22 protein-coding genes are annotated in these 23569 nt (G+C 72.8%); 13 read left to right on the plus strand and 9 right to left on the minus strand.

The annotated features are described in order from the left end of the window. Nucleotides 1-122 precede the first annotated feature (122 nt). The 3 genes from AB0F89_RS17070 to AB0F89_RS17080 are packed head-to-tail and all read left to right on the plus strand — an operon-like array spanning nucleotide 123 to nucleotide 4221. Nucleotides 123-3158, plus strand: a complete 3036-nt coding sequence (locus AB0F89_RS17070) for a nitrate- and nitrite sensing domain-containing protein (RefSeq protein ID WP_367137307.1) — start codon at nucleotides 123-125, stop codon at nucleotides 3156-3158. Further along, nucleotides 3155-3577, plus strand: coding sequence for a roadblock/LC7 domain-containing protein (locus AB0F89_RS17075; protein ID WP_053721145.1), 423 nt, complete (start codon nucleotides 3155-3157; stop codon nucleotides 3575-3577). The genes AB0F89_RS17070 and AB0F89_RS17075 overlap by 4 nt, the downstream gene beginning before the upstream one ends. A gap of 47 nt (nucleotides 3578-3624) precedes the next feature. Next, nucleotides 3625-4221, plus strand: a complete 597-nt coding sequence (locus AB0F89_RS17080) for an ATP/GTP-binding protein (protein WP_123746366.1) — start codon at nucleotides 3625-3627, stop codon at nucleotides 4219-4221. 79 nt (nucleotides 4222-4300) lie between these two features. Here AB0F89_RS17080 and AB0F89_RS17085 read toward each other — a convergent pair whose 3' ends face one another. From AB0F89_RS17085 to AB0F89_RS17095, 3 genes are all read right to left on the minus strand, one after another. Next, nucleotides 4301-4765, minus strand: a complete 465-nt coding sequence (locus tag AB0F89_RS17085) for a hypothetical protein (protein WP_367137309.1) — start codon at nucleotides 4763-4765, stop codon at nucleotides 4301-4303. Further along, the gene (locus tag AB0F89_RS17090) at nucleotides 4731-5366 is read right to left on the minus strand and encodes an RNA polymerase sigma factor (RefSeq protein ID WP_367137311.1); all 636 of its coding nucleotides are present in this window, start codon (nucleotides 5364-5366) and stop codon (nucleotides 4731-4733) included. The genes AB0F89_RS17085 and AB0F89_RS17090 overlap by 35 nt, the downstream gene beginning before the upstream one ends. Before the next feature lie 149 nt (nucleotides 5367-5515). Next, on the minus strand, nucleotides 5516-6718 hold the full coding sequence (locus AB0F89_RS17095) for a S8 family serine peptidase (protein WP_367137313.1): 1203 nt from the start codon (nucleotides 6716-6718) through the stop codon (nucleotides 5516-5518). 73 nt (nucleotides 6719-6791) lie between these two features. Here AB0F89_RS17095 and AB0F89_RS17100 point away from each other — a divergent pair, with 73 nt between their 5' ends. Genes AB0F89_RS17100 through AB0F89_RS17110 form a run of 3 tightly spaced genes read left to right on the plus strand, consistent with a single transcriptional unit; the run spans nucleotide 6792 to nucleotide 10284 of the window. Next, entirely contained in the window at nucleotides 6792-9410 is a 2619-nt protein-coding gene (locus AB0F89_RS17100) for a CHAT domain-containing protein (RefSeq protein WP_367137315.1), read from the plus strand. Between the two features lie 18 nt (nucleotides 9411-9428). After that, nucleotides 9429-9875, plus strand: a complete 447-nt coding sequence (locus tag AB0F89_RS17105; protein WP_367137317.1) for a nucleoside deaminase — start codon at nucleotides 9429-9431, stop codon at nucleotides 9873-9875. 58 nt (nucleotides 9876-9933) lie between these two features. Next, the gene (locus AB0F89_RS17110; protein WP_367137319.1) at nucleotides 9934-10284 is read left to right on the plus strand and encodes a hypothetical protein; all 351 of its coding nucleotides are present in this window, start codon (nucleotides 9934-9936) and stop codon (nucleotides 10282-10284) included. On the opposite strand, the gene AB0F89_RS17115 is transcribed toward AB0F89_RS17110, so the two are convergent. Continuing rightward, nucleotides 10281-10640, minus strand: coding sequence for an STAS domain-containing protein (locus AB0F89_RS17115; RefSeq protein WP_367137321.1), 360 nt, complete (start codon nucleotides 10638-10640; stop codon nucleotides 10281-10283). The two genes, AB0F89_RS17110 and AB0F89_RS17115, sit on opposite strands and share 4 nt — an antisense overlap. Before the next feature lie 56 nt (nucleotides 10641-10696). Further along, nucleotides 10697-11785 (minus strand): glutamate--cysteine ligase, encoded by a 1089-nt coding sequence (locus tag AB0F89_RS17120; protein WP_367137323.1) that lies wholly within the window; start codon nucleotides 11783-11785, stop codon nucleotides 10697-10699. Nucleotides 11786-11882: 97 nt separating this feature from the next. Here AB0F89_RS17120 and AB0F89_RS17125 point away from each other — a divergent pair, with 97 nt between their 5' ends. Beyond that, complete coding sequence (locus AB0F89_RS17125; RefSeq protein ID WP_367137325.1) at nucleotides 11883-12884, plus strand: DNA topoisomerase IB; 1002 nt, start codon at nucleotides 11883-11885, stop codon at nucleotides 12882-12884. Nucleotides 12885-13977: 1093 nt separating this feature from the next. Here the strand turns inward: AB0F89_RS17125 and AB0F89_RS17130 are convergent. The 4 genes from AB0F89_RS17130 to AB0F89_RS17145 all read right to left on the minus strand — a co-directional run bounded on the left by AB0F89_RS17130 (nucleotide 13978) and on the right by AB0F89_RS17145 (nucleotide 16703). Continuing rightward, a complete protein-coding gene (locus AB0F89_RS17130) occupies nucleotides 13978-14901 on the minus strand; it encodes a hypothetical protein (RefSeq protein WP_367137327.1) in 924 nt (307 codons plus the stop codon). Nucleotides 14902-15007: 106 nt separating this feature from the next. Then, nucleotides 15008-15370, minus strand: a complete 363-nt coding sequence (locus AB0F89_RS17135) for a hypothetical protein (RefSeq protein ID WP_367137329.1) — start codon at nucleotides 15368-15370, stop codon at nucleotides 15008-15010. 98 nt (nucleotides 15371-15468) lie between these two features. Then, on the minus strand, nucleotides 15469-16215 hold the full coding sequence (locus AB0F89_RS17140; protein WP_367137330.1) for a SigB/SigF/SigG family RNA polymerase sigma factor: 747 nt from the start codon (nucleotides 16213-16215) through the stop codon (nucleotides 15469-15471). Then, a complete protein-coding gene (locus tag AB0F89_RS17145; protein WP_367137332.1) occupies nucleotides 16212-16703 on the minus strand; it encodes an ATP-binding protein in 492 nt (163 codons plus the stop codon). The genes AB0F89_RS17140 and AB0F89_RS17145 overlap by 4 nt, the downstream gene beginning before the upstream one ends. Before the next feature lie 120 nt (nucleotides 16704-16823). On the opposite strand from AB0F89_RS17145, the gene AB0F89_RS17150 reads away from it, so the two are divergent. Genes AB0F89_RS17150 through AB0F89_RS17175 form a run of 6 tightly spaced genes read left to right on the plus strand, consistent with a single transcriptional unit; the run spans nucleotide 16824 to nucleotide 23482 of the window. Beyond that, nucleotides 16824-17567 (plus strand): ABC transporter ATP-binding protein, encoded by a 744-nt coding sequence (locus tag AB0F89_RS17150; RefSeq protein WP_367138898.1) that lies wholly within the window; start codon nucleotides 16824-16826, stop codon nucleotides 17565-17567. Further along, entirely contained in the window at nucleotides 17564-18361 is a 798-nt protein-coding gene (locus tag AB0F89_RS17155) for an ABC transporter ATP-binding protein (RefSeq protein ID WP_367137334.1), read from the plus strand. Before AB0F89_RS17150 ends, AB0F89_RS17155 begins: the two co-directional genes overlap by 4 nt. Beyond that, nucleotides 18358-20196, plus strand: a complete 1839-nt coding sequence (locus tag AB0F89_RS17160; RefSeq protein WP_367137336.1) for a long-chain fatty acid--CoA ligase — start codon at nucleotides 18358-18360, stop codon at nucleotides 20194-20196. The genes AB0F89_RS17155 and AB0F89_RS17160 overlap by 4 nt, the downstream gene beginning before the upstream one ends. Next, complete coding sequence (locus AB0F89_RS17165; RefSeq protein WP_367137338.1) at nucleotides 20193-21080, plus strand: branched-chain amino acid ABC transporter permease; 888 nt, start codon at nucleotides 20193-20195, stop codon at nucleotides 21078-21080. Before AB0F89_RS17160 ends, AB0F89_RS17165 begins: the two co-directional genes overlap by 4 nt. Next, a complete protein-coding gene (locus AB0F89_RS17170; protein ID WP_367137340.1) occupies nucleotides 21077-22177 on the plus strand; it encodes a branched-chain amino acid ABC transporter permease in 1101 nt (366 codons plus the stop codon). Before AB0F89_RS17165 ends, AB0F89_RS17170 begins: the two co-directional genes overlap by 4 nt. A gap of 12 nt (nucleotides 22178-22189) precedes the next feature. Continuing rightward, entirely contained in the window at nucleotides 22190-23482 is a 1293-nt protein-coding gene (locus tag AB0F89_RS17175) for an ABC transporter substrate-binding protein (protein ID WP_367137342.1), read from the plus strand. The last annotated feature ends 87 nt before the right edge of the window (nucleotides 23483-23569 follow it).

Genomic DNA, 23569 nt, shown 5'->3' on the forward strand with positions numbered 1-23569 from the left:
ACACGGGTGCCGCGGGAAGCGGTCCACCCGACTCGGGTCCCAGCACAGGCGCCGTGCCCGCCGACCGGGGAGTTTCCCGGTGGCGTCTGCGGAACTGGCGCCTGCGCAGCAAGCTGGCGGTGGTGCTCCTGGTGCCCGCGCTGAGCACGCTGACGCTCGCCGGGCTGAGGTTGAACACCCAGCTGGACGACGTCGAGCTGTTCGGCCAGGTGCAGCGGGAACTCCAGCTGTCGGCCCAGGTGGCGGCGGTCTCGAACGCGCTGCAGCTGGAACGGGACGCCGCGGTGTGGTTCGTCGCGGGCGGTCGCGGGGAGAACCTCCCCGAGTTCCAGACGCGGTCCGGCGAGGTCGACGCCCAGGTCGGCAGGTTGCGCGACGTCGCGGCCTCCACGACCGGCGTCGACGACGCGGTGCGCGAGTCGTTCCAGAAGTCGCTGGAGTCGCTGGACGGCCTCAACTCGCTGCGGGACACGGTGACCACCACCAAGTACCCCGACATCTCGGTGCACAGCGCCTACGGCCAGGTCCTGGCCGCGCTCGCCCAGGTGCACCGCGCCACCGCGAGCAGCCTGAGCAACGAGACCATCACCCCGCTGGCCGGCGCCAACCTCGCGCTGTACGCGGCGAAGGAGCAGCTGACCCAGCAGAACTCGATCCTGCTGTCGACGGCCGAGCGCGGCGAGTTCGCGCCCGGCCAGGTCAACGCCCTGCGCGCGGCGCAGTCCCGGCTGGACGCGGCGTTCGCCGACTTCGCCACCACCGCGAGCCAGCAGAACCGCCAGCTGCTGTCGGACACCGTGTCCGGTGTGCCGGTCGACGGCCGCAACTTCCTGGTGCAGCTGGCGCTGGTGCAGCAGGCCGACGCGGGCAAGGTGTCCATTTCGGACGCCGACGTGCTGAGCTTCGGCGAGCAGACCGCGGCGCTGCTGCGCGAGGTGTCGCAGGACATCGAGCGGCAGGCCAACCAGGCGTCGATCGACCTGACCGAGGCGGCCCGCGCGTCCGCGTGGCGCGACGCGGCGCTGGTCGCGGTCGCGCTGGTGATCGCGTTCGCCCTCATGGCGTTCGTCGCCCGCTCGATGCTGACTCCGCTGCGCGTGCTGCGCCGCACCGCGCTGGACGTGGCCCGCAACCGCCTGCCGGACGCGATCAAGCGGATCCGGACGCACCGCGACCCGGCCCGCGCCGCGGAAGAGGCGCTGGTGCCGGTGCCGATCAACACCACCGAGGAGGTCGGCCAGGTGGCGCGGGCGTTCGACGCCGTGCAGCGCGAAGCCGTCCGCCTCGCGGTCGAGCAGGTGGCGCTGCGCGCGAACGTCAACGACATGTTCATCAACCTGTCCCGGCGCTCGCAGGCGCTGGTCGAGCGGCAGATCACCGTCATCGACCGGCTGGAGCAGGACGAGCAGGACCCCGACCAGCTGGCCAGCCTGTTCGAGCTGGACCACCTGGCCACCCAGATGCGCCGCAACAGCGAGAACCTGCTGGTGCTCTCCGGCACCACGGTCAACCGCCGGGTCACCCGGCCGGTGCCGATCTCCGAGGTGCTCGGCGCCGCGGTGTCCGAGGTGGAGAAGTACGCGCGCATCCAGATCGCGCCCGCGCCGGAGCTGCGCGTCCAGGGCCGCGTGGTCAACGACCTCGCGCACCTCATCGCCGAGCTGCTGGACAACGCGACCGCGTTCTCCAAGCCCACCACCAAGGTGACCGTGCGGGCGATCGAGACCCGGCGCGGCGAGGTGTCCATCCGCATCCACGACCGCGGTGTCGGCATGCAGGAGCAGGACGTCGTCGAGGCCAACACCAAGCTCGCCGACCCGCCCGAGGTCGACGTGTCGGTGGCGCGCGAGATGGGCCTGTACGTGGTCGGCCAGCTCGCCAAGCGGCACAACATCCGGGTCACGCTGACCAACAACGACGACATAGAGGGTGGCGTCACGGCCCAGGTCGTCCTGCCCGTCGACCTGCTGCACCGCGGCCCCGAGCCGGTCGCGCCGCGCCCGGTGCAGGCGGCGCTGCCGCAGCGCCAGGCCACCCCGCAGCTGGAGGACAGCGGCGTGGGCGTGCTGGCCGGCGTGCCGAAGTGGACGCCGGAGATCCCGCCCGGCGGCTACGCGCCGCTGGAGCTGGCCCCCTCGACCGGTCCGCAGGTCGTGCACACGCACGAGGCGGAGTCCGGCGGCTACTTCGAGGTCGAGCAGACCCCGGCCACCGACCTGTTCACCGCCACCGTGACCGAGACCGTGCCGCCGCCCGGCGAAGAGGTGCCGGACTACTCCTACCCGCCGGACGCCGCCTACTCCCCGGACGCCCCCTACTCGCCGGACGCCGCGCGACCGGCGCCGGTCGCGGTCCGGGAGCGGGAGGAGGACGACGCCTCGACCCAGCGGCTGCCGATCTACGAGGACGTGCTGTCGCGCTGGTTCCAGGGCGGCGAGGCCGAGGCGGGCGTGCACGGCGAGCTGGGCGACCAGCAGCCGGCCGCCGCCACCGCGCCGCCGGAGACCGCGTCGGAGCGGACGATGTTCGCCGACCGCGCCGAGCTGATGGGCGCCGACGGCCTCGGCGGCCACCACGAGGGCACGGCGTCCGAGCAGACCGCGTACACCGACCGGGCCGACCTGATCACGCCGCCGGCCCAGGCCGCGCCGGCCGCCCAGGCCAAGCCGACGCCGCCCGCGCCGCGCGGTTCCACCCCGGCGGGCCTGCCCAAGCGGGAGCCCGCGCCGTCGGCGATCCCGTCGTCCGGCGCGTCCGCGCCCGGCTGGGGCGCCGCGGCGGACGACAGCTGGACGGCGGCGTCCAGCGCGCTCAAGGCGCCGGTGGACGACACCACGACCGCGGGCCTGCCCAAGCGCGTCCCCAAGGCGCGCCTGATGCCTGGCTCGCTGACCGCGCCCGCGTCCTCGCGCGGGTCGGCCCCGACGGCGACCCAGCCCGCGGCGAGCGGCGCCGCGCCCGCCGGGCTCGCCACCGCGATCCCGCCGCGCCGGTCTGCCGACCGGTTGCGCCAGCGCTTCGCCACCTACCAGCGAGGCGTGCAGCTCGGCCGCCAGACCGGCGACGAGGCCGGTATGCCGTGGGAAGGGCTGTCGCTCGGCAACGAAGACAACACCTCCGCCGCCACGGGCGGTAACCAGACCAAGGAGCAGAAGTGACCACCGCAACCGAGGAACTCGAAAACTTCAGTTGGCTGGTCGATGACTTCGTCGCCCGGGTCGCGGGCGTCGCGCACGCGATCGTGGTCTCCGCGGACGGCCTGTTGCTCGCGTCCTCGGAGCGGTTGCCGATCGACCGCGCCGAACAGCTCGCCGCCGTCGCGTCGGGCCTGGTCAGCCTGAACCTCGGCGCGGCGCGCTGCTTCGAGGCGGGCGACGTCAAGCAGACCGTGGTGGAGATGGAGCGGGGCTACCTGTTCCTGATGTCGATCAGCGACGGCTCGTGCCTGGCCGTGCTGGCCGCGCCCAACTGCGACATCGGCCTGATCGGCTACGCCATGACCCGGCTGGTCGAGCGGGTCGGCGTCCAGCTCACCCCGGAGATCCGCTCGCAGCTGCACGTCGCCATGCGCGGCTGAGGTCCCACCACCCGGCGAGGTCCTACTACTAGGGAAAGCAGAGCAACATGAGCGGTGGCGCTCCCGGACGGCCGGGGTCACCCGCGGCGAGCCTGACCGTCACGTCGACGAAGATCGTGGTGGCCGGCGGGTTCGGTGTCGGCAAGACGACCTTCGTCGGGTCGGTGTCGGAGATCGTGCCGTTGACCACCGAAGCCGTGATGACCGAGGCCAGCGTCGGCGTGGACGACCTGTCGGCCACGCCCAACAAGATGACCACCACGGTCGCCATGGACTTCGGCCGGGTCTCGCTGGACAGCGACCTGATCCTGTACCTGTTCGGCACACCGGGCCAGCACCGGTTCTGGTTCATGTGGGACGACCTGGTGCGCGGCGCGATCGGCGCGGTCGTGCTGGTCGACACCCGCCGGTTGTCGGACGCGTTCGCCTCGATCGACTTCTTCGAGGACCGCGAGCTGCCGTACGTGGTCGGCGTGAACTGCTTCGACGGCCTGCTGCACCACCGCATCGAGGACATCCGCGAGGCGTTGACGATCGACGAGTCGGTGCCGATCGTGCCGTGCGACGCGCGCAACCGGCAGTCCACCAAGCAGACGCTGATCACGTTGGTGCAGCACGCGATGCGGCAGCCGACGTTCGCCTGACCACCGCGCGCCGGAGGGCCGTCACCGTCGATCCGGTGGCGGCCCTCCGGCGCGCCGGACCTCGGGGCGCCCCGGTCGGCTACACGACCACCCAGTCCGTCAGCACGGTCGTGCCGTCGACCTCGCACCGGAACCGCACCGGCCCCGCGGGCGGCGGCCCGAGCAGGAACATGCCCAGCTCGTCCAGCTCCGCCTCCTCCACCGGCCCGGTCGCGGTGACCAGCAGCACCCGGCCCGGCCGGGCGGGCAGCACCTGGCCCGCGACACCCGCCTCGGTCACCTCGACCTGCACCGACACCCCGTCGGCGTCGAACACGAGCTGCCGCGCGGTCTGCGTCGCCCGCGCCCGCACCGCCAGCTCGGCGTCCAGGATCGAGTCGTAGCTCGTCAGCGCGATCAGCTCGGCGTCGACCGTGCGCCACGTGTACGCGGCCCGCGCCGCCGCGAGGACGTGCTCGGGCACGGCACGCTCCTCGGCGAGCGCTTCACCCAGCTCCCGCAGCAGCGCCTCATCGCTTTCCCACCCCGGATCGTCCCTCAACACCGACCACACCTCCTCCTCCGCGCCCCGGCCGCGGGCGGACCAGCCTCAGCACCGCGGGAGTCTTCCGCAACTTCTCCAAGCACCTGATCCGGGTGGGACCGATGCTGCCCACCGGCATCCCCAGCTCCTCGCCGACCGCCGCGTACCCGGGCGGCGGGTCCGCCATCAGCTTGAGCAGCAGCACCCGGCACTGCTCGGGCAGCGACCGGAAGCCCTCGCGCAGCGCCTGCCGCCGCTGCGCGGCCTCCATCTCCTCGTCCAGGTCCGCGACCGCGTCCTCCCGGCTCGCCGGCTCGTCCTCGGACTGCGGGTCGAACGGCAGGGTGCGCTGCTGCAGCCGCAGCACCCGCAGGCACTCGTTGCGGGTCGTCGTGGCGATCCAGCCGGGCAGCGCGTCGGCTTCCCGGAGCCTGCCGATCTGCTCCACCAGCCGCAGCCACACCGTCTGGTTGACGTCCGCCACGTCCGCGGGCCGCAGCCGGTGCCGGTGCACGACCGCCAGCACCAGCGGCGTGTAGCGCTCGACTATCTCGTTCCACGCGCGCTGGTCGCCCTCCGCCGCCGCGCTCACCAGGTCGGCGATCGGGGATGCAGGGGTCACGTCCCCTCCTCTTGTCCAGGGGATGCCTCGCCTCCGCCCCGGGTGTCGCCGGCGCGGACCCCTGCCGGGTCACGGACTTCGGACTCTTCGCTGCCACACAGTACGGAGACGCGACGGGCCTGCCAGATACCAGCATCCGCCCGATCGTGTTATTCGACGAGCACCCCGTAGCCCGGGAAGAACTCCGGCTTGCCGCTGAGCAGGGAATTCCGCGCGGCGACCGCGGAAAGACCCTTCGTGGTCATCGTCGTGGCGATCCGCCCGGCGACGTGCGGCGCCGCGAACGAGGTGCCGAGCCAGTAGGCGAACCGGTCGAACACGTCCGCGGGCAGGCCGGGCAGCTCCCACCGGCCGCGGAGGAAGGTGCTGGTCCGGTTGCCGACCGCGCACGCGTCCACCCAGTAGCCGTGGTTGGCGTAGCAGGCGGGCGAACGGCTGCCGTCCAGCTGCTGCGCGACCGCCGACACGCCGACCACGGTGGGCAGCGCCGCGGGCCAGCTCGGCCGGGCCGTGCCCTGGTTGCCCGCCGAGGCGACCACGACGACGTCGGCCGGCAGGGTCGCCAGCGCCCGGCGGATCGGCTCGGAGGCGATGTCGTCCTGGGTGAAGCACCCCATCGAGGCGTTGACGACGTGCACCCGCTCGTCGAACGACGTCACCGCCCGCGCGAAGTCCTCCTCGGTGCCGAGGCCCATCGGGTCCAGCGCCCGCTCCGGGTCGACCCGGACGCCCGGCGCGGCCTGCCGCACCACGCCCGCGACGAACGTCCCGTGCCCGCCTTCGAGGGCGAACACGTCGTCGTGCGCGTACGCGGTGTCGACCTCGTCCGCCCTGGTGGCGAACGCGCCGCCCAGCCACAGCGGGTGGTCCGCGCCCGCGGTCGCCGCGATCCCGGTGTCCACCACGCCGACCACGACGCCCTTGCCGTGCCCGCCCGTGCCCTGCGGCGGGTCCGCCAGCGGCGTGCCCACCCGCGGCGGCTCGCCCGGGTTGCCGTGCATGTTGCCGCCGTGGCCGACCAGCACGTGGTGCGGCTGCACGAACGGCGTCCGCTCGCCCGGCCACGTCCGCGGGTCGCGCAGCAGCCGCACGATCGACGGCACGTCGTCGGGGTTGCGCGGCAGCAGGAGCCTGCTCATCCCGGCGAAGTCTCGGCCCCGGCTGTTCGAGATGTTGTTCTGCGACAGCTTGCGCGAGACCCGGTCGACGTCCTCGGGGATGGTCAGCAGCTCGGCCGCGACGAACAGGAACTCCCGCCCGCGCTCGGCGTGCAGCCGGTAGGTCTTGTGCTGGAGGATCGCCTGTTGGAACGCTCTTTGGTAGAGCTCCGAGCGGTTCGATGGTTCGGACACCGAGGCCTCACAGCAGCGTCGAAGGTGCTGAGCCTGAGCAAGCTACCACAGCGTTGCTGGTAATAATGGGTTCGTGGCAGGGGTTTCCGCCGCCGCAGCGCTGGAAGCCCGGCAACGGGACCCGCGCGCGGCCGTCGAGCTGGGTCGGGCCGCGCTGCGGGCGGCGAGGGCGGCGGGGGACGCCGAGGAGGCGTCCGCCGCCGAACGCGCGATCGGTCTCGCGCTGCGCGAGCTGCACGACTTCGACGCGGCGCTGACCCACCTGCGGCGGTCCGTCCGGACGGCCGAGCGGGCCGGGTCCGCGCGGCTGGCGGCACTGGCCCGGATGAGCCTCGCGTTCGTGCTGTCCAACACCGGGCGGCACGCCCAGGCGCTGCGCGCGATCAACGCGGCGATCCCGCACCTGCGCGGCGCCGACGCGGGCAGCGGCCGGATGCAGCGCGGCCTGGTGCTGCACTACCTGTGCCGGTACGAGGAGGCGCTGCGCGACTACAACGGCGCGATCGAGGTCGTCCGCCGCTCCGGCGAGCGGCTGGTCGAGGCGCGGGCGCTGAACAACCGCGGCCTGCTGCGCGCCTACACCGGCGGCCTGCGCGCGGCCGACGAGGACTTCGACCGCGCGGCCGTCCTCTACCGCGAGCTCGACCAGCGGCTGGCCGTGGCCGACGTGCGCTGGAACGCGGGCATCTCCGCGTCCCGCGCCGGCGACGTGCCGCGGGCGCTGACCATGTTCGCCGAGGCCGAGCGCGAGTACCGGCGGCTGGCGGTGCCCCGACCGGGACTGCTGATCAACCGGCTGGAGCTGCTGGTGTCCGTGCCGCTGCTGGAGGAGGCCAGGGCGGCGGCCGACCGGGCGCTGGAGGAACTGGGCGGCGACCTCGTCCTGGCCCGCTCCGAGGCGTTGTTCTACCGGGCCAGGATCGCCCTGCTCGAAGGCGACCTGGAACGCGCCGTCGCCGTCGCCGCGGCCGCGCGCCGGGGCTTCCGCCGCGAGAAGCGCGAGGTGTGGGCGGAGGGCGCGCGGCACGTCGAGCTGCGCGCGGCCTACCTCAGCGGCACCCGGACCAGGGCCCTGGTGACCGCGCTGACCAGGGTCGCGTCCCGGCTCGACGAGCTCGGCTGGCGGATGGCCGGCCTGGAGGCGCGGGTCGACGCGGCCCTGGTCGCCCGCGACCTCGGCGACCGCGACCGGGCCGCGGCCGAGCTGACCACCGCGGGCGCGGCCCGGCGCGGCGGACCCGCCGCCCACCGGGTGCAGGGCTGGTACGCCGAGGCGCTGCGGCGCGACCTGCTCGGCAACCCGCGCGGCGCGCAGATCGCGCTGCGCCGCGGGCTGGCGCTGCTGGACGAGTACCGGGTGTCGCTCGGCGCGCCGGAACTGCGCGCGTTGAGCGGCGCGCAGGGCAAGGCGCTGGCCCTGGAAGGGCTGCGCACGGCGGTCGCGGGCGGCCGGGCGGGCCGGGTGCTGAGCTGGGCCGAGGCGTGGCGGGCCGGCGCCCTGCGGATGACACCCGCCCGACCCCCGGAGGACTCCGGGCTGGCCGACGCGCTCGCCGAGCTGCGCGCCGTCACCGCCGACCTGGAAGCCGCGTCCACGGCCGGCCGACCCACCGCGGCCCTGCGGCAGTGGCAGGCGCGCGGCGAGCAGCGGGTGCGCGAGCTGACCCGCCAGGTCGGCGGCGGCGGCGCGGTCCGCAAACCGCCCGAGGTCGGCGACCTCGCCCGCGCCCTGGGCACGTCCGCGCTGGTCGAGTACGTCGACCACGACGGCGCCCTGCTCGCCGTCGTCGTGGCCGGCGGCCGGGCCTCGCTGCACCGCCTCGGCCCGCTGGACGGCGCCCTGCGCGAGCTGCGGCTGCTGCGGTTCGCCCTGCACCGGCTGGTCACCCTCCCCGAGCACCTGGACCGCGCGCCGGTGCGCGCCGGCGCCGAGCACGCCGCCAGGCTCCTGCAGAACCGGCTGCTCGACCCGCTGCGCCGCCGGCTCGACGACCGGCCCCTGGTGCTCGCGCCCACCGGCCGGCTCGGCGGCCTGCCGTGGTCGGCCCTGCCCGCCTGCCACGGCCGCCCGGTGACGGTCGTCCCCTCGGCGACCGTGTGGCTGCGCGCGGCGACGTCCACCCCCGCGTCGCACGACCGGGCGGTCCTGGCCGCCGGACCCCGGCTGCCCGCCGCCCCGACCGAGATCGCCGCCATCTCCTCGCTCAACGGCTCCACCCCGACGTCCGTGCTGGTCGGCGGCTCGGCGACGGTCGACGCGGTGGCGTCGGCGATGGACGGCGCGCCGCTGGCGCACGTCGCGGCGCACGGCTCGTTCCGCGCGGACAACCCGCTGTTCTCCGCCCTGGAACTGGCCGACGGGCCGCTCACCGTCTACGACCTGGAACGCCTGCGCACCCCACCCGCCCTGGTCGTGCTGTCGGCGTGCGACTCCGGCCTGTCGGCGGTGCGACCCGGCGACGAGCTGATGGGCTTCACCGCCGCGCTCCTCGGGCTCGGCACCCGGACCCTGGTCGCGCCGGTCGTCCCGGTGCCCGCCGAGATCACCACCCCGCTCATGGTCGACCTGCACCGCAGGCTCGGCGCGGGCGAACCGCCCGCGGTGGCGCTGGCGGGCGCGCAGGAAGCGCACCGGGACAACGGCGACACCGCGTTCGCCGCCGGCGCCGGGTTCCTGTGCTTCGGCGCTTGAGCCCGCGGGTACCTTGGGGTGGTGGACCTGCGCGACCTGCTGGCAGTGGCGGTGGCCGAAGCCCGGACCGGGCTCGCCGAGGGCGGCATCCCCATCGGCGCGGCCCTGTTCACCGCCGACGGCGCCCCGCTCGGCCGCGGCCACAACCGGCGCGTGCAGGACGGCGACGCCTCCACCCACGCCGAGACCGCCGCGTTCCGCGCCGCCGGCCGCCGGCCCGGCTACCGCGACACGATCATGGTCACCACGCTGTCACCCTGCTGGTACTGCAGCGGGCTCGTTCGCCAGTTCGGGATACCCCACGTGGTGATCGGCGAGGCCAGGACGTTCCACGGCGGTCACGACTGGCTCGCCGAGCACGGCGTCGAAATCACCCTGCTGGATGATCCCGAGTGCGTGCGGATGATGACCGACTTCATCGCCGCCGAGCCGGAGCTGTGGTCCGAGGACATCGGCCAGGATTAACGCGACGAGGCGCACGCGGACACAAATCCGACACGGCGCTTCGCCAGGATCACCGAACATGCAACGGTGGCACGCGAACGAAACCCCGGACTCGCTGGTGCTGGACGAGCACGCGGTGGCGGTGGAGGTGCCCGCCAGCTGGGGCGCCGAGGTCAGCACCCAGCTCCGCTCGGCCGGCCCGCTCGGACCGATCCTCGCCATTCCCGGCCCGCGGCTGCGCTGGCTGTTCCTGGCCAGACCCGACCCCGGACCCGAGCGGCGGCACGTGCCGCCGCCCGACGTCCGCTACTGGCACGGGCCGAGTCGCATCCCGGCCACCGCGTCGAGGTGGGTCGTGCCCCCGGCGGGCGCACTGCCCCCGCTGGGAGCAGTGCGCTGCGCCATCAGGATCGTCCGCCGGTCCTTCTAGAACCGGCCCAAAGCCTCGTCCACGGAACCGACGACGGTGAACACGGAGCTGAGCCCGGTCGCCTCGATCGGCCGCTGGGTGGCCCGGCTCGTCGCCACCAGCACCAGCGGGACGTTGAGGCTGCTCGCCCGCTGACTGCCGACGACCAGCGACTCCAACCCGGCCGAGCCGAGGAAGCGCACCCCGGTCAGGTCGACCACCACACCCCGCACGTTCTCGACCAGGTGTTCCTTGAGCGGCCTGGTCAACTCCTCCGCGCTGCTCGTGTCCAACTCACCCGACACGTGCAGCACCACCACGCCGTCCGAAGGTCGGTCGACCCGCACGGAAGCGAGCGTCGCCGCGGGTTCTGGCACGCCGGTTCTCCTCTCACTCATCGACGCCGGCGCGGCGTCGAAATCCACGGTAGCCCTCAACCGGTCTCAGCGACCGTTTCGGCCAGCACCGAGTCGACCAGCTCGCGCGCGTCGGGGTCCGCCCCGAGCGCCCGCCGCTGCCGCGCCGCACCGCTGCCGTGAGTGCCCAGCCAAGCCAAGTGGTCTTCCACAGTGGACAGCGCCGAGGCGTCCGCCAGCGCGCCCGAGCACCAGGACACCAGCTCCGCGGCCCGCTCCCGGGCCTGCACCAGGCCGCCGGTGAACGGGTCCACCGCCAAGCCGTCCACCCCGTCGCGCGCGGCCCGCCAGTAGGCGGCCCGCAACATCACGTCGTCCACCCGATCAGGTTCACCCGATTCGGCGGCGGTGCGGGCGAACGCCCGGATCACCTCGGCGATCACCACCGCCTCGCGCGCCGTCATCGGGATGTCCGACACCCGGATCTCGACCGTCGGGTGCTCCACCGACGGCCGCACGTCCCAGTAGACCATCCCGCGGTCGAGCAGCGCCTCGGTCGCCGTGAGGGCGCCGACCAGCCGGTCGTACTCGGCGGCCGAGCCCAGGTGCGGCGGCGGGCCGCTGATCGGCCAGCGCGACCACACGATCGAGCGCCAACTGGCGTACCCGGTGTCCTCGCCCTCCTCGATCGGCGAGTTCGCGCCCAGCGCCAGCAACGTCGGCAGCCACGGCCGCAGGGCGTTCGCGACGCGCACCGCGACGTCCCGGTCCGGCACGCCCACGTGCACGTGCATCCCGCAGACGCCCTGGCCGCCGATGATCGCGCGGTGCGTGCGCTGCATCAGGCGGTAGCGGGGGTCGTCGGTCAGGGCGGGCGGCCCCAGCGAGCCCACCGGCGGGATCGCCGAGGCCAGCAGCCGGCAGCCCGCCGCGTGCGCGGCCTTCGCCAGGTGCGTGCGGCCCAGCAGGACCTGCTCGGCCAGCTCCTCGGCGGTCCGGCAGACGGGCGTGGCGACCTCGATCTGGAACGGCGTCAGCTCCCGCTGCACGTCGAGGCCCGCCCCGGCGTGCTGCGCCACCGACTCGGCCAGGGGCACGGGTCGGCGTGTCTCCGGGTCGACCAGCAGGAATTCCTGCTCGACACCCACGGTCCACGGCTCGCTCATGCCGGTCCCATACCCAATCGGATGAGTTTTCAACCATGCTGTTGCGGATTGTTCGGCGCACCGGTTTCATCCGTCCGGCCCCGGGAACCTGCCCGTCGTGAGACTGCGCCGCAGCGATCCTTCCACCCCCGGCTGGCGCCGCCGCGCCCGAGGCCGCGGTTTCAGCTACGCCGACGCCGACGGCGCGCCCCTCGACGCCGAGTCGGTGGCCCGGATCAAGGCCCTCGTCATCCCGCCCGCGTGGCGCGACGTGTGGGTGTGCCCCCACCCGAACGGCCACATCCAGGCGGTCGGCGTGGACACCGCCGGCAGGCGCCAGTACCTGTACCACGAGCGGTGGCGGCAGGACCGGGACGAGGAGAAGCACGACCGGGTGCTGGACCTGGCCCCGGTGCTGCCCGCGTTCCGCGAGGAGGTGCGGCGGGAGCTCGACGGCCGCGGCCGGTCCCGGCAGCGGGTGCTGGCGGTGGCGTTGGCGGTGCTGGACCAGGGGGTGTTCCGGGTGGGCGGGGACACGTACGCGGCGGACAACGGGACGCACGGGGTGGCGACGCTGCTGTGCTCGCACGTGGCCGTGCGGCGGTCCACTGTGGACTTCTGCTACCCGGCGAAGGGCGGGATCGAGTTCTGCACGGAGGTGGAGGACGCGCGGTTGGCTCGGGCGGTGGCGTCGTTGCTGCGGGGGAGGGGTGGGGCTGACGAGCGGCTGCTGGTGGACGACGGCGGGCGGCCGGTCGGGTCGGATGACGTGAACGAGCGGTTCAAGGAGCTGGTGGGGGCGGAGTTCTCGGTGAAGGACCTGCGGACCTGGCACGCGACGGTGCTGGCGGCGGCGGCGTTCGCGCGGGAGGGGCGGCCGGAGTCGAAGCGGGGGCGGAAGCGGGTGGAGGCGGCGGTGATCCGGGAGGTGTCGGAGCACCTGGGGAACACGCCGGCGGTGGCCCGGAAGTCCTACGTCGACCCGCGGGTGGTGAAGCTGTTCGAGGAGGGCGCGGTGATCCAGCCGAAGTCCGCTGATCGTGAGACCGTGGAACGCGCCGTCCTCCAACTCCTCCGGCCGAGGCGGAAGGGGCGGGGGAAGTCGGCGTCTCGGGGGTGAGCGGGGAGGTGGGCGGTGTTTTCGCAGGTCAGGGTTTCGTCGGTCTTCACGATCGGGTGATCATGGCCTGAAATTGTATCAAAACACTGTTACCAAGCCTCGGTTAAAACCATGAGGAGCCGTCGAACCACCACCCACGCCCACCACTCACCCGAACCTCCCGAAACCCCGCAATTTCCCCTCACCCCACCACTCGACCAACTACCCCCACCGCCCCGCGCCCCACCCCCACCCGCCGCCGCAGCAGCAGCGGCCCGACCGCTCTGCTCGCCCTGACCGCCTACCCACGTCCACCGCCAACCCACACTGACCGCCGACCCCGCCGACCCCGCCGACCCCGCCGGACTCGTCCTGACCGCCGACCCTGCTAGCGCCGCCGACCTCGCCATGACCGCTGACCCGCTAGCGCCGCCGATCCCGCCAGCACCCCGCCTGGCTCCGCTCCCGTCCCGCGCTCCCGTCCCGCCTGGCCTGTTCGCCGTACCCGCCCCGGCTTGCCTGCCGGTCACACCCGACTCGGCTTGCCCGTCCCTGACTGGCCCGCCTCCCCCGGCCTGCCCCGGCTCGCCCGCTCCGGCTCGCCTTGCCAAGGCTCCGCGCTGCTTGTGCCCCGCCCCGGCTCGGCCCGCCTACGCCTCGCCCGCGTGTGCCCTGTTTCGCCCGCGTGTGCCTTGCCGTGCTTCGCCGTGTCCTGCCGCGCCTCTCCGCGCCGGGTCGAGCCGAGGCCAGGGCCGGGCCGGGCCGGGCCGGGAAGTTTGCGGTTGGCCGTCTCGGTGCCGCTCCGCCGCCCGGCCTCCTGCGAGGCGCGACGTCACCGGCCCATCGCATTCGCCGCATGCCCGGCCGTTGGGCTCGGTGTCACCGCCTGTGGACTCGCGCGGCCTGTCTGTCGACGGTCGTTGTGCGCGGCCCTGGTCGGATGTCTGTCGCGCTCGTGCGCGGTCCGTGGGCGGGAGCTGTGGGGGCCTGCTCGGTGGCTGGGGCCTGCGCGTTGCCTGGCCTGTCCCGCTGATCGCCACACGGCTGGCCGGGTGGGCGGTGGCCGGCGAGGTGGATTGCTTGGGTGGGTTGTTCGCTGGGGGCGGGGCGGGGGTCAGTCGCGGAGGAGGGCGCCGACGTCTTCGTGGAGGCGGACGGCGCCGCCGACGAGGACGATTTCGGCGGAGGACTTGATGGCTTGGAGGGGGAGGGTTTCGTCGGCGCGGCCGTGGTCGGTTTCGCGGGAGCCGACGAGGCTGTCGGTGAGGAGCAGGGTGTCGGCGCGGCCCTCGGTCAGGGCCTTGGTGACGGCGTCCAGGCCGTGGACGGCGCGGCCGGTCATTCGGGTGGACTCGTCGCGGAAGCGTTCGACGACGGCGCGTCGGGCGTCCTGGTTGGCGCGGCCGGCCAGGTGCAGGACGGCCCGGTCCGAGGGGCCCTCGACTTCCACGACCAAGTGGTGGTAGCGGGTCGGGAGGGCTACGCGGAGTGAGCGGCGGCCGGCGAGGGGGCCTGCCAGGACGAGGAGCGGCGCACCGAGGCGGTCCACGAGGGTGGTCGCTTCCTCGGCGACGTCGGCCAGTTCTGCGGCGTCCAGGCGACGACCCGGACGGCGGGCGCCGACTGAGGCCACGGCGACCGGTCGACCGGTCGGGTCGACGCCGCGCAGGTCCGCGCCGTGCTCACCGACCTGCACGACCACGTGCGGCAGCAGGGGTTCGGAGAGGTCGACCAAGGGCAGGATGTAGGGCAGCGGGCCGTAGCGGGCCGTGTAGCCGGACGGCGGCACCGGGACGTACTGGTCCACCAGCACCCGGCCGCCGCCGACGACCAGCGCGCGGCCCGCGAGGCCGCGAGGGGTCACGCCGGACGTGATCGCGTTGTGCGTCAACGCCACGAGGTACGGGTCGGCGGCCATGGCCTGGAGCTGGTCGCGCATCGCCCGCCACCGCAGGTCCACGTGATCGCCGACGTCCAGGAACACCGAGACGAACGGGCCCTCGACGTTCACCAGGTCTTGCAGACTCGCCGTGTGCATCGGTCCTCCCCGATCGGGTCATCGGGGAGATACCCGAAAGGGGAGCGGTGCAACCAACGCAACAGGGCGAACAGGTGAAGAGGGGAGTGGGGAGAAGGAGGGGAGGCTAGGTGGTGGTGGGGCGCTTGGACCGTTGTTCGCACCACGCGCAGCTCTCGGCCACGGCCACCGAGGCGAAGCCGATCAGCAGGTGCGCGGCGTTCCCCGCGAAACCGGCGTCCATCGCGCCGCCCGGCTGGCCGACGCCGAACGCGAACACGACCAGGAACACCACGCCCATCAGCGAGCCGACGAGCCGCGCCACGCGGGTGCGCACCGCGGCGGCGGCGATCACTGCACCCGTCGCCAAGTGCAGGACGCCCGGGGTTGGGTCGGCCCGGACGAGGTCGATGACGCCCCACAGCACCAGCAGCCCACCGAGGAGGAGGGCGGTGCGCTGTGGCCACGCGAGTCCGGCGAGGTTCGTCACCACTGCGACCACCCCTTTCGCTCGACCGGTGACCGCTGGTCGCCGGATCCCGGAGAACGGTGAGAGCACGGAGCGCCCCGCCGCCGGCTCAGCGCGGCCTACTCATCATCGAGCAGCGAGCGCAACCGGGCCAGTGATCGGCTCAGCAGGCGCGACACGTGCATCTGCGACACCCCGACCGAGTCCGCGATCTGGCTCTGCGTCATCCCCCGGAAGAACCGCAGCACGACGATCCGCCGCTCCCGCTTCGGCAGCCCGCGCAGCATCGGGTCCAGCGCGTGCTGCAGCTCGACCACCTCCAGCGCCGGGTCGTCGCTGATCAGGCTGTCCTCGTGGCTCAGCTCGTCGCTGATCGACTGCTCGTCCAACGACAGCAGGTGGTACGCCGACGTCGCGTGCAGCCCCTCGTACACCTCGTCCACCCCGATGCCCAGGTGCCGCGCCACCTCGCTCGGCGTCGGCGTCCGGCCGGTGTGCCGGGACAGCTCGACCCGCGCCGTGTCGATCGCGACGCACAGCTCCTTCAACCGCCGCGGCACGCGCACCGCCCAGCCCTGGTCGCGCAGGTACCGCCGCACCTCACCGGTGATGGTCGGCACGGCGAACGCCAGGAAGTCGATGCCGCGGGACACGTCGAACCGGTCCACCGCGTTGATCAACCCGACCGCCGCGACCTGGCGCAGGTCCTCGACCGACTCGCCCCGCTCGGCGAACCGGTCGGCGATGTGCCTGGCCATCGGCAGGTGCTCGGTGACCAGCTGGTCCCGCAACCGCTGGTAGCGCTTCCCGTCCCGCTCCGCCTCCGCCAGCTGGTGGAACAGCGGCTGGTAGTCCACGGCGTTCATGCCCGGCACCTCAACTCGACCCGCAACCGGCCCTCCCCGTCAACCCAGGTGGCCACCGCGTCGGTCACGGAACTGACAACCCTCCAGTACAACGAGTCATGATCCGGGACGGTGACGGCGGAGGACCGAACCTCTGCCCGGAAGCGCACGGAATCACCTTCCCGGGCGAACCGGCACCGCATCTCGGCGGACGGGTCCAGCGTCCGGGCGATGAGCGAGCTGCACGCCTCGTCCACCGCGATGACCAGGTCGATGGCCAGTTCGGGCGTGGACCGGGCGATCGCCGCCGCGACCGCGCGAACGGTCGAGAGGTGGGCCGGCCTGGCCGCCACCCTGAGCTCCACCTCCGAGCCGTACATGTGTGGCGACGCTCCCTCGCACCTCGTTCCGGTCGCCAGGGCATACCCGCGCTCACCTGCCGCTACACCAGTCCACACAGGACTGCGCAACAGAATCGTGAAAGCCGAACACCCCGTGCGCTGGTTCATCACGGTTTGCGAACGGTGGTAGGTAACCTTGTGATCGGCGTCATACTGATCGCCTCCCGAGATCCCCGGAGGCGCCTGGTGCTCGAGGCGAACAACCTTGAAGTCGTTTACGACGACGTGATGTTGGTGCTGCGCGGTGTGAGCTTGAGGGTTCCCGAGGGGCGGATCGTCGCCCTCCTGGGAGCGAACGGCGCGGGCAAGACGACGCTCCTGAGAGCGCTTTCCGGCCTGCTGGACGTGCACGACGGCAAGATCACCCGAGGGGGCATCACGCTGGACGGCGAGCCGATCCACCGCTCTTCGCCGACCCGGATCGCCTCGCTCGGCGTGAAGCAGGCGCTGGAGGGCAGGCGCATCCTGGCCGAGCTGACGGTCGAGGAGAACCTGCGCATCGGCGGGCACAGCAGGCCGCGCGGCATCAAGCGCAACCTCGACCGGATGTACGAGCTGTTCCCGCGGTTGCGCGAGCGGCGCGGGCAGAGCGCCGGCTACCTGTCCGGCGGCGAGCAGCAGATGCTGTCCATCGGCCGGGCGCTGATGTCCGAGCCGCGCTACCTGCTGCTGGACGAGCCGAGCCTGGGCCTCGCGCCGCTCGTGGTGCAGCAGATCCGCGACCTCATCGTGAAGATCAACGCGGCGGGCACGACGGTGCTGCTGGTCGAGCAGAACGCGACCATGGCGCTGTCCATCGCCGACCACGGCTACGTGCTGGAGACCGGCAAGGTCGTGATGGACTCGCCGGCCGCCGCGCTGCTGGCCGACGAGGACGTGCGCGAGTTCTACCTGGGCCTGCGCGGCGAGGGCGCCGTGCGGTCGTTCCGCGACGTGAAGCACTACAAGCGGCGGAAGCGGTGGTTGTCGTGAGCACGGGGGACAACGTGCTGGAAGTGCGGGACGTGCGGCTCGCGTTCGACGGCGTCACCGCCGTGGACGGCGTGTCGTTCCACGTCGCCGCGGGCGAGCTGTTCGCCATCATCGGACCCAACGGCGCGGGCAAGACGTCGATCTTCAACGTGCTGTCCGGCGTCTACCGGCCGCAGTCCGGCTCGGTCCGGTTCCGCGGCGAGGAGCTGCTGGGCAGGCGCCCGCACCGGATCGCCGCCATGGGCATCGCCCGGACGTTCCAGAACATCGAGCTGTTCGCCCACCTCACGGTGGTGGAGAACCTGATGCTCGGCCGGCACAACCACATGCGGTACGGGGCGCTGGCGGCGTTCGCGTGGGTCGGGAAGGCCCGCCGCGAGGAGCTGGCCAACCGGGCCGCCGTGGAGGAGGTCGTCGACTTCCTCGAACTGGAGCAGTGGCGGCGGCTGCCGGTCGGCCTGCTGCCCTACGGCGTGCAGAAGCGGGTGGAGCTGGGGCGAGCGCTGGCGATGGAGCCGAAGGTGCTGCTGCTGGACGAGCCGGTCGCGGGCATGAACGCCGAGGAGACCGAGGACATGGCCCGGTTCGTGCTCGACGTCCGGGACGAGCTGGGCATCGCCATGGTGATGGTGGAGCACGACATGGGGCTGGTGATGGACCTCGCGGACCGGGTGATGGTGCTGGACTTCGGCAAGCCGATCCGCACCGGCACGCCCGCCGAGGTGCAGCGGGACCCGGACGTCGTGCGCGCCTACCTCGGCGAGGCGCACCAGAGCGCGGGAGGTCCCGCGTGACCGGGGTCAAGACCGTCGTCACCCGCGTGCGCGACCGGGCGGGGACCACGCCGGACGCGGTCGCGCTGCGGGCCAAGGACTTCGGCGTCTGGCGCGAGGTCACCTGGGCGCAGTACTGGGCGCGGGCCGAGCTGGTCGGGCACGCCCTGCTGGCGCTCGGCGTCGACGTGGGCGACCGGGTCGCGATCCACTCGGAGAACCGCCGCGAGTGGCTCTACGCCGACGTCGGCGCGGTGGCCGTGCGGGCGACGACCGTCGGCCTGTACCCGACCAACCCGGCCGACGAGGTCGCCTACCTGCTGTCGCACTCCGGGGCGCGGGTGCTCATCGCCGAGGACCAGGAGCAGGTCGACAAGGCGCTGGCCGTGCTGGACGCGCTGCCCGCGCTGGAGCGCATCGTCTACGTCGAGCCGCGCGGCGTCCGGGGCCGCTACGACAACCCGAAGCTGCTGTCCTGGGACGACTTCCTGGCGCTGGGCGAGGAGCACCGGGCCGAGCACCCGGACGCGGTGGCGCGGCGGATGCGCGAGGTCGAGCCGGACGACGTGATGACGTTGATCTACACCTCGGGCACCACCGGGCCGCCCAAGGGCGCGATGCTGACCGTGGCCAACGTCGAGTTCGCCGTCGAGTCCCTGGTCGAGGGCGGCGGGTTCACCTCGCCGCCGCCGTCGCCCAAGGACGTCACGCTGTCCTACCTGCCGCTGTGCCACGTCGCCGAGCGCATCTTCACCACGTGGTTCAGCGCGTCGGCGGGGGTGCAGGTGCACTTCGCCGAGTCGATCGAGACCGTGCAGGCGAACCTGCGCGAGGTGCAGCCGACGATCCTGTTCGGCGTGCCGCGGATCTGGGAGAAGGTGATGGCGGCCATCACGGTCAGCGCGGCCAACACCAGCCGGCTCAAGCGGGCCACCACCCGGTTCTGGCTGCGGGTGGCCGACGGGCTCGGCGACGAGCTGGTGCGCAACGGCGGCCGGCACACGTTCGGCACCCGGCTCCGGTACGGCATCGGCTGGCTGCTGTGCTTCCGCGCGTTGAAGGCCCGGATCGGGATGCGGCACGTCCGGTACGCGTCGTCGGGCGCCGCGCCCATCTCGCCGCAGGTGCTGCGGTTCTTCATGGGGATCGGCGTGCCGGTGCACGAGGTCTACGGGATGACCGAGAACACCGCCGTCGCCACCGGCAACCGGCCCGGCCGGGTGAAGGTCGGCACGGTCGGCGAGCCGCACCCCGGCGTGGAGCTGCGGATCGCCGACGACGGCGAGATCCAGACCCGGCACGGCGGCGTGTTCGCGGGCTACTGGCGCGACGAGGAGGCCACCGCGCGGGCGATGACCCCGGACGGCTGGCTGCGCACCGGCGACGTCGGCGAGTGGGTGGACGGCACGCACGTCCGGATCACCGACCGGATGAAGGACATCATCATCACCGCCGGCGGCAAGAACGTGGCGCCGTCGGAGATCGAGAACGCGCTGAAGTCGTCGCCGTACGTCAAGGAGGCGATCGTGCTCGGCGACCGGCGGCCGTACCTGGTGGCGCTGATCGGCATCGAGCAGGACACCGTCGGCCACTGGGCCAGGCAGCGCCGGATCGCCTACACCACCTACCGCGACCTGGCGGAGAAGGACGAGGTGCGCGAGTTGGTGCGGGGCATCGTCACCGGGGTCAACGAGCGGTTCGCCACGGTCGAGCAGGTGAAGAAGTTCCGGATGCTGCCCAAGGAGCTCGACCACGAGGACGGCGAGCTGACCGCGACGCAGAAGGTGAAGCGGTCCGCGCTGGCGAAGGTGTTCGGCGAGCTGGTGGACGAGATGTACTCCGGGGGGCGGGGATGACCGAGTTCCTGCAATCGCTGGTCCGGGGCCTGGGCTCCGGGTCGATCTACGCGCTGCTGGCGCTGGGCTTCGTCATCATCTACAAGTCCACCAGGGTGATCAGCTTCGCCCAACCGGCGTTCATGCTGGCGGGCGCGGTGCTGGTCAGCTACCTGGCCGCCGAGGTCGGGTTCTTCGCCGCGGTGCCCATCGCGGCGGTGCTGATCGCGGTGCTGGCGCTGGGCGTCGAGCGGACCGTGCTGCGGCCGATGATCGGCAAGCCGGTGTTCGTGGTCGCGATCATCACCATCGGCGTGGACGTGGTGGTGCGGGTGGTGACCAACGCGTTCATCGGGCTGGACGTGCGGCAGGTCGGCGACCCGTGGGGGCTGGCCACGGTGACGCTGCTCGGCGTCGAGGTGCAGCAGCGGTACCTGGTGATGTTCGGGACGACGGTGGCCGTGGTCGTGGTGCTGTTCGCGTTCTTCCGGTACTCCCGGATCGGGCTGGCGATGCGGGCGGTCGCCCACGACCAGGAGGTCGCGCTGGCGCAGGGCATCTCGGTCGGCTCGGTGTTCGCGCTGTCGTGGGCGATCGCGGGCGGGCTGGCGGCGCTGGCCGGGGTGTTCGTGGCCACCGGCGCGGGCGTCGACCAGCAGCTGTGGGTGATCGCGCTGAAGGCGCTGCCGGCGATCATCCTCGGCGGGCTGGACTCGCTGGGCGGCGCGGTCGTCGGCGGGCTGGCGGTCGGGGTCGTCGAATCGCTCGTCGGCACGTACCAGGGCGGCGTCGCCCCCTGGCTCGGGCCGAACTTCGCGCTGGTCGCGCCGTACGTGCTGATGCTGGTCGTGCTGCTCCTGCGGCCCTACGGGCTGTTCGGCAGCAAGGAGGTGGAGCGGCTGTGAAGGGTCGACCGGAGCTGTACACCTCTTATGCGCAGGACATGGCGTTCCTCAACACGCGCCCCAAGCGGACGTGGACGGGCGCGCTGGTGGTGGTGGCGCTGCTGGTGCCGTTCGCCATCACCGACGACCTGCTGATGCTGCTGGCCACCGGGTTCGTCGCGGCCATCGGCGCGATCGGGCTGAACATCGTGACCGGGTACGCGGGGCAGGTGTCGCTGGGGCACGCGTTCTTCCTCGCCATCGGCGCGTACACCGGCGCGGCGCTGTCCGGCGACCCGGACGGGCGGGTGCTCGGGTTCGGCGTGACGTCGCTGCCGGTGTGGCTGCTGGCGTCCGGCCTGGTGGCGGGTTTGGCCGGGTTGGTGGTGGCGCCCATCGCGGTGCGGTTGCGCGGGCTGTACCTGGCGATCGTGACGCTCGGGCTGGTGTTCCTCGGCGAGCACGTCTTCCGCGAGTGGACGTCGCTGACCGGCGGCCCCGGCGTGGGCCGGCCCGCGGCGGTGCCGGAGCTGTTCGGCGTGCGGCTGGACCGGGCGTCGGCGTGGTTCACCGGGCCGCAGCAGCTGTACCTGCTGATGTTCGTGCTGCTGGTGGTCTTCGCGGTGCTGGCGCGCAACCTGGTCCGGTCGCGGATCGGGCGGGCGTTCGCCGCGGTGCGGGACCGGGACCTGGCGGCGGCCGTGATCGGCGTCGACCTGACCCGGTACAAGGCGCTGGCGTTCGCCGTGTCCTCGTTCTACGCCGGTGTCGCGGGCTCGTTGCTGTTCGTCGTCAACGGGTTCTTCGACCCCGGCTCGTTCGGCCTGCTGCTCTCGGTGCAGTACATCGCGATGGTGCTGATCGGCGGCGCGGGCACCATCTCCGGCGCGATCATGGGCGCCCTGTTCATCACGCTGCTGCCGCGCATCACCCGGGAACTGCCCGCGGTGCTGCCGTTCATCAGCTCGGACGCGACCGGTGCGGTCACGGTGTTCCAGGTCGAGGCGGTCCTCTACGGGCTGCTGATCGTGGTGTTCCTGATCGTCGAGCCACGCGGCCTGTTCGGTATCTGGGTGCGCGTCCGCAACTACTGGCGCACCTGGCCTTTCTCGTACTGAAGGGTGGATCGGATGGCAAGTCACAGAGCGGTGCTCGCGCTGTTCTCCGTGGTGGCGCTGGCCGCCGTGGCGTGTCGCGGCGGCGACGGAGCGGCGCCGCAGGAGGGCAAGGGCGGCATCAAGGTCGACTTCGGGGTGACCAGCGAGCCGTGCCCGAAGACCGGCCACGGTGACCGCGGCTGCATCTACCTCGGGTCGATCTCGGACCTGACCGAGGGGCCGTTCAAGACGCTCTCGGTGCCGATCACGGAGTCGCAGGCGGCGTTCTGGAAGCGCGTCAACGACCAGGGCGGCATCGGCGGCTACGACGTGGACGTCACCACCCACGTCAAGGACAACAAGTACAACCCGCAGATCCACAACCAGGTGTACCAGGAGATCAAGGGCAAGGTGCTGGCCCTGGCGCAGACCCTGGGCTCGCCGACGACCGCGGCCATCCTGCCCGACCTGGAGAGCACGCAGATGGTCAGCGTGCCCGCGTCGTGGACGTCGCTGTGGGGCGTGGAGGAGGTCATCCTCGAATCCGGCGCGAACTACTGCGTCGAGTCGATGAACTCGGTGGACTACGCGGTGGACAAGCTGGGCGCCAAGAGCGTGATGGCCGTGCACCTGCCCGGCGACTACGGCGACGACGCGGCGGCCGGCGCGAAGATCGCGGCCGAGAAGCGCGGGTTGACGTACTCCGCCGCGGTCACCCAGACCGGCCAGGACAACCAGGGCGGCGCGATCGACGCCGTGCTGGCGAACCAGCCGGACGTGGTCATCCTGACCACCGGGCCGACCGACGCGGCGGTGATCATCGGCCAGACCGCGGCGCGCGGCTTCAAGGGCAAGTTCATCGGCACGTCGCCGACGTGGAACCAGGGCCTGATGCAGAGCCCCGCCGCGCCCGCCATCAAGGCGCTGTACCTCCAGTCGGCGCCGTGGAAGTCGTGGGCGACCGACTCGCCGGGCCACAAGGCGCTGCGCGAGGCGCTGCCGTCCGTGACGCCGAACGACGGTTACACGGCCGGGTGGGTGTGGTCGTACCCGCTGAAGGCCGCGCTGGAGAAGGCGGCCGAGAACAAGGACCTGACCAGGGCGGGCGTGCTGGCCGCGGTGCGGCAGCTGGACTCGGTGGACTACGAGGGGATGCTGCCGCAGGGCGCGGGCAACTTCTCCGGCAACACCGACGAAGCGGCGTTCCGGCAGACGTTGATCTACGAGCCGGACGAGCAGGCGGCGACCGGAGTCGGGCTGGTGGAGGACTTCTTCACCGGGCCGACGGCGAAGGACTTCAAGTTCGAGAAGCCCTGCTACACCTGACCGGCAGAGGTTCTGTCCCCCGGTTCGTCCGGTTCTTCTGGTTCGTCGGGCACCCGGCCGTTCGCGCCGGGTGCCCGTCAACCCGTC

The sequence above is a fragment of the Saccharothrix sp. HUAS TT1 genome (genome assembly GCF_040744945.1).
GTDB lineage: Bacteria > Actinomycetota > Actinomycetes > Mycobacteriales > Pseudonocardiaceae > Actinosynnema.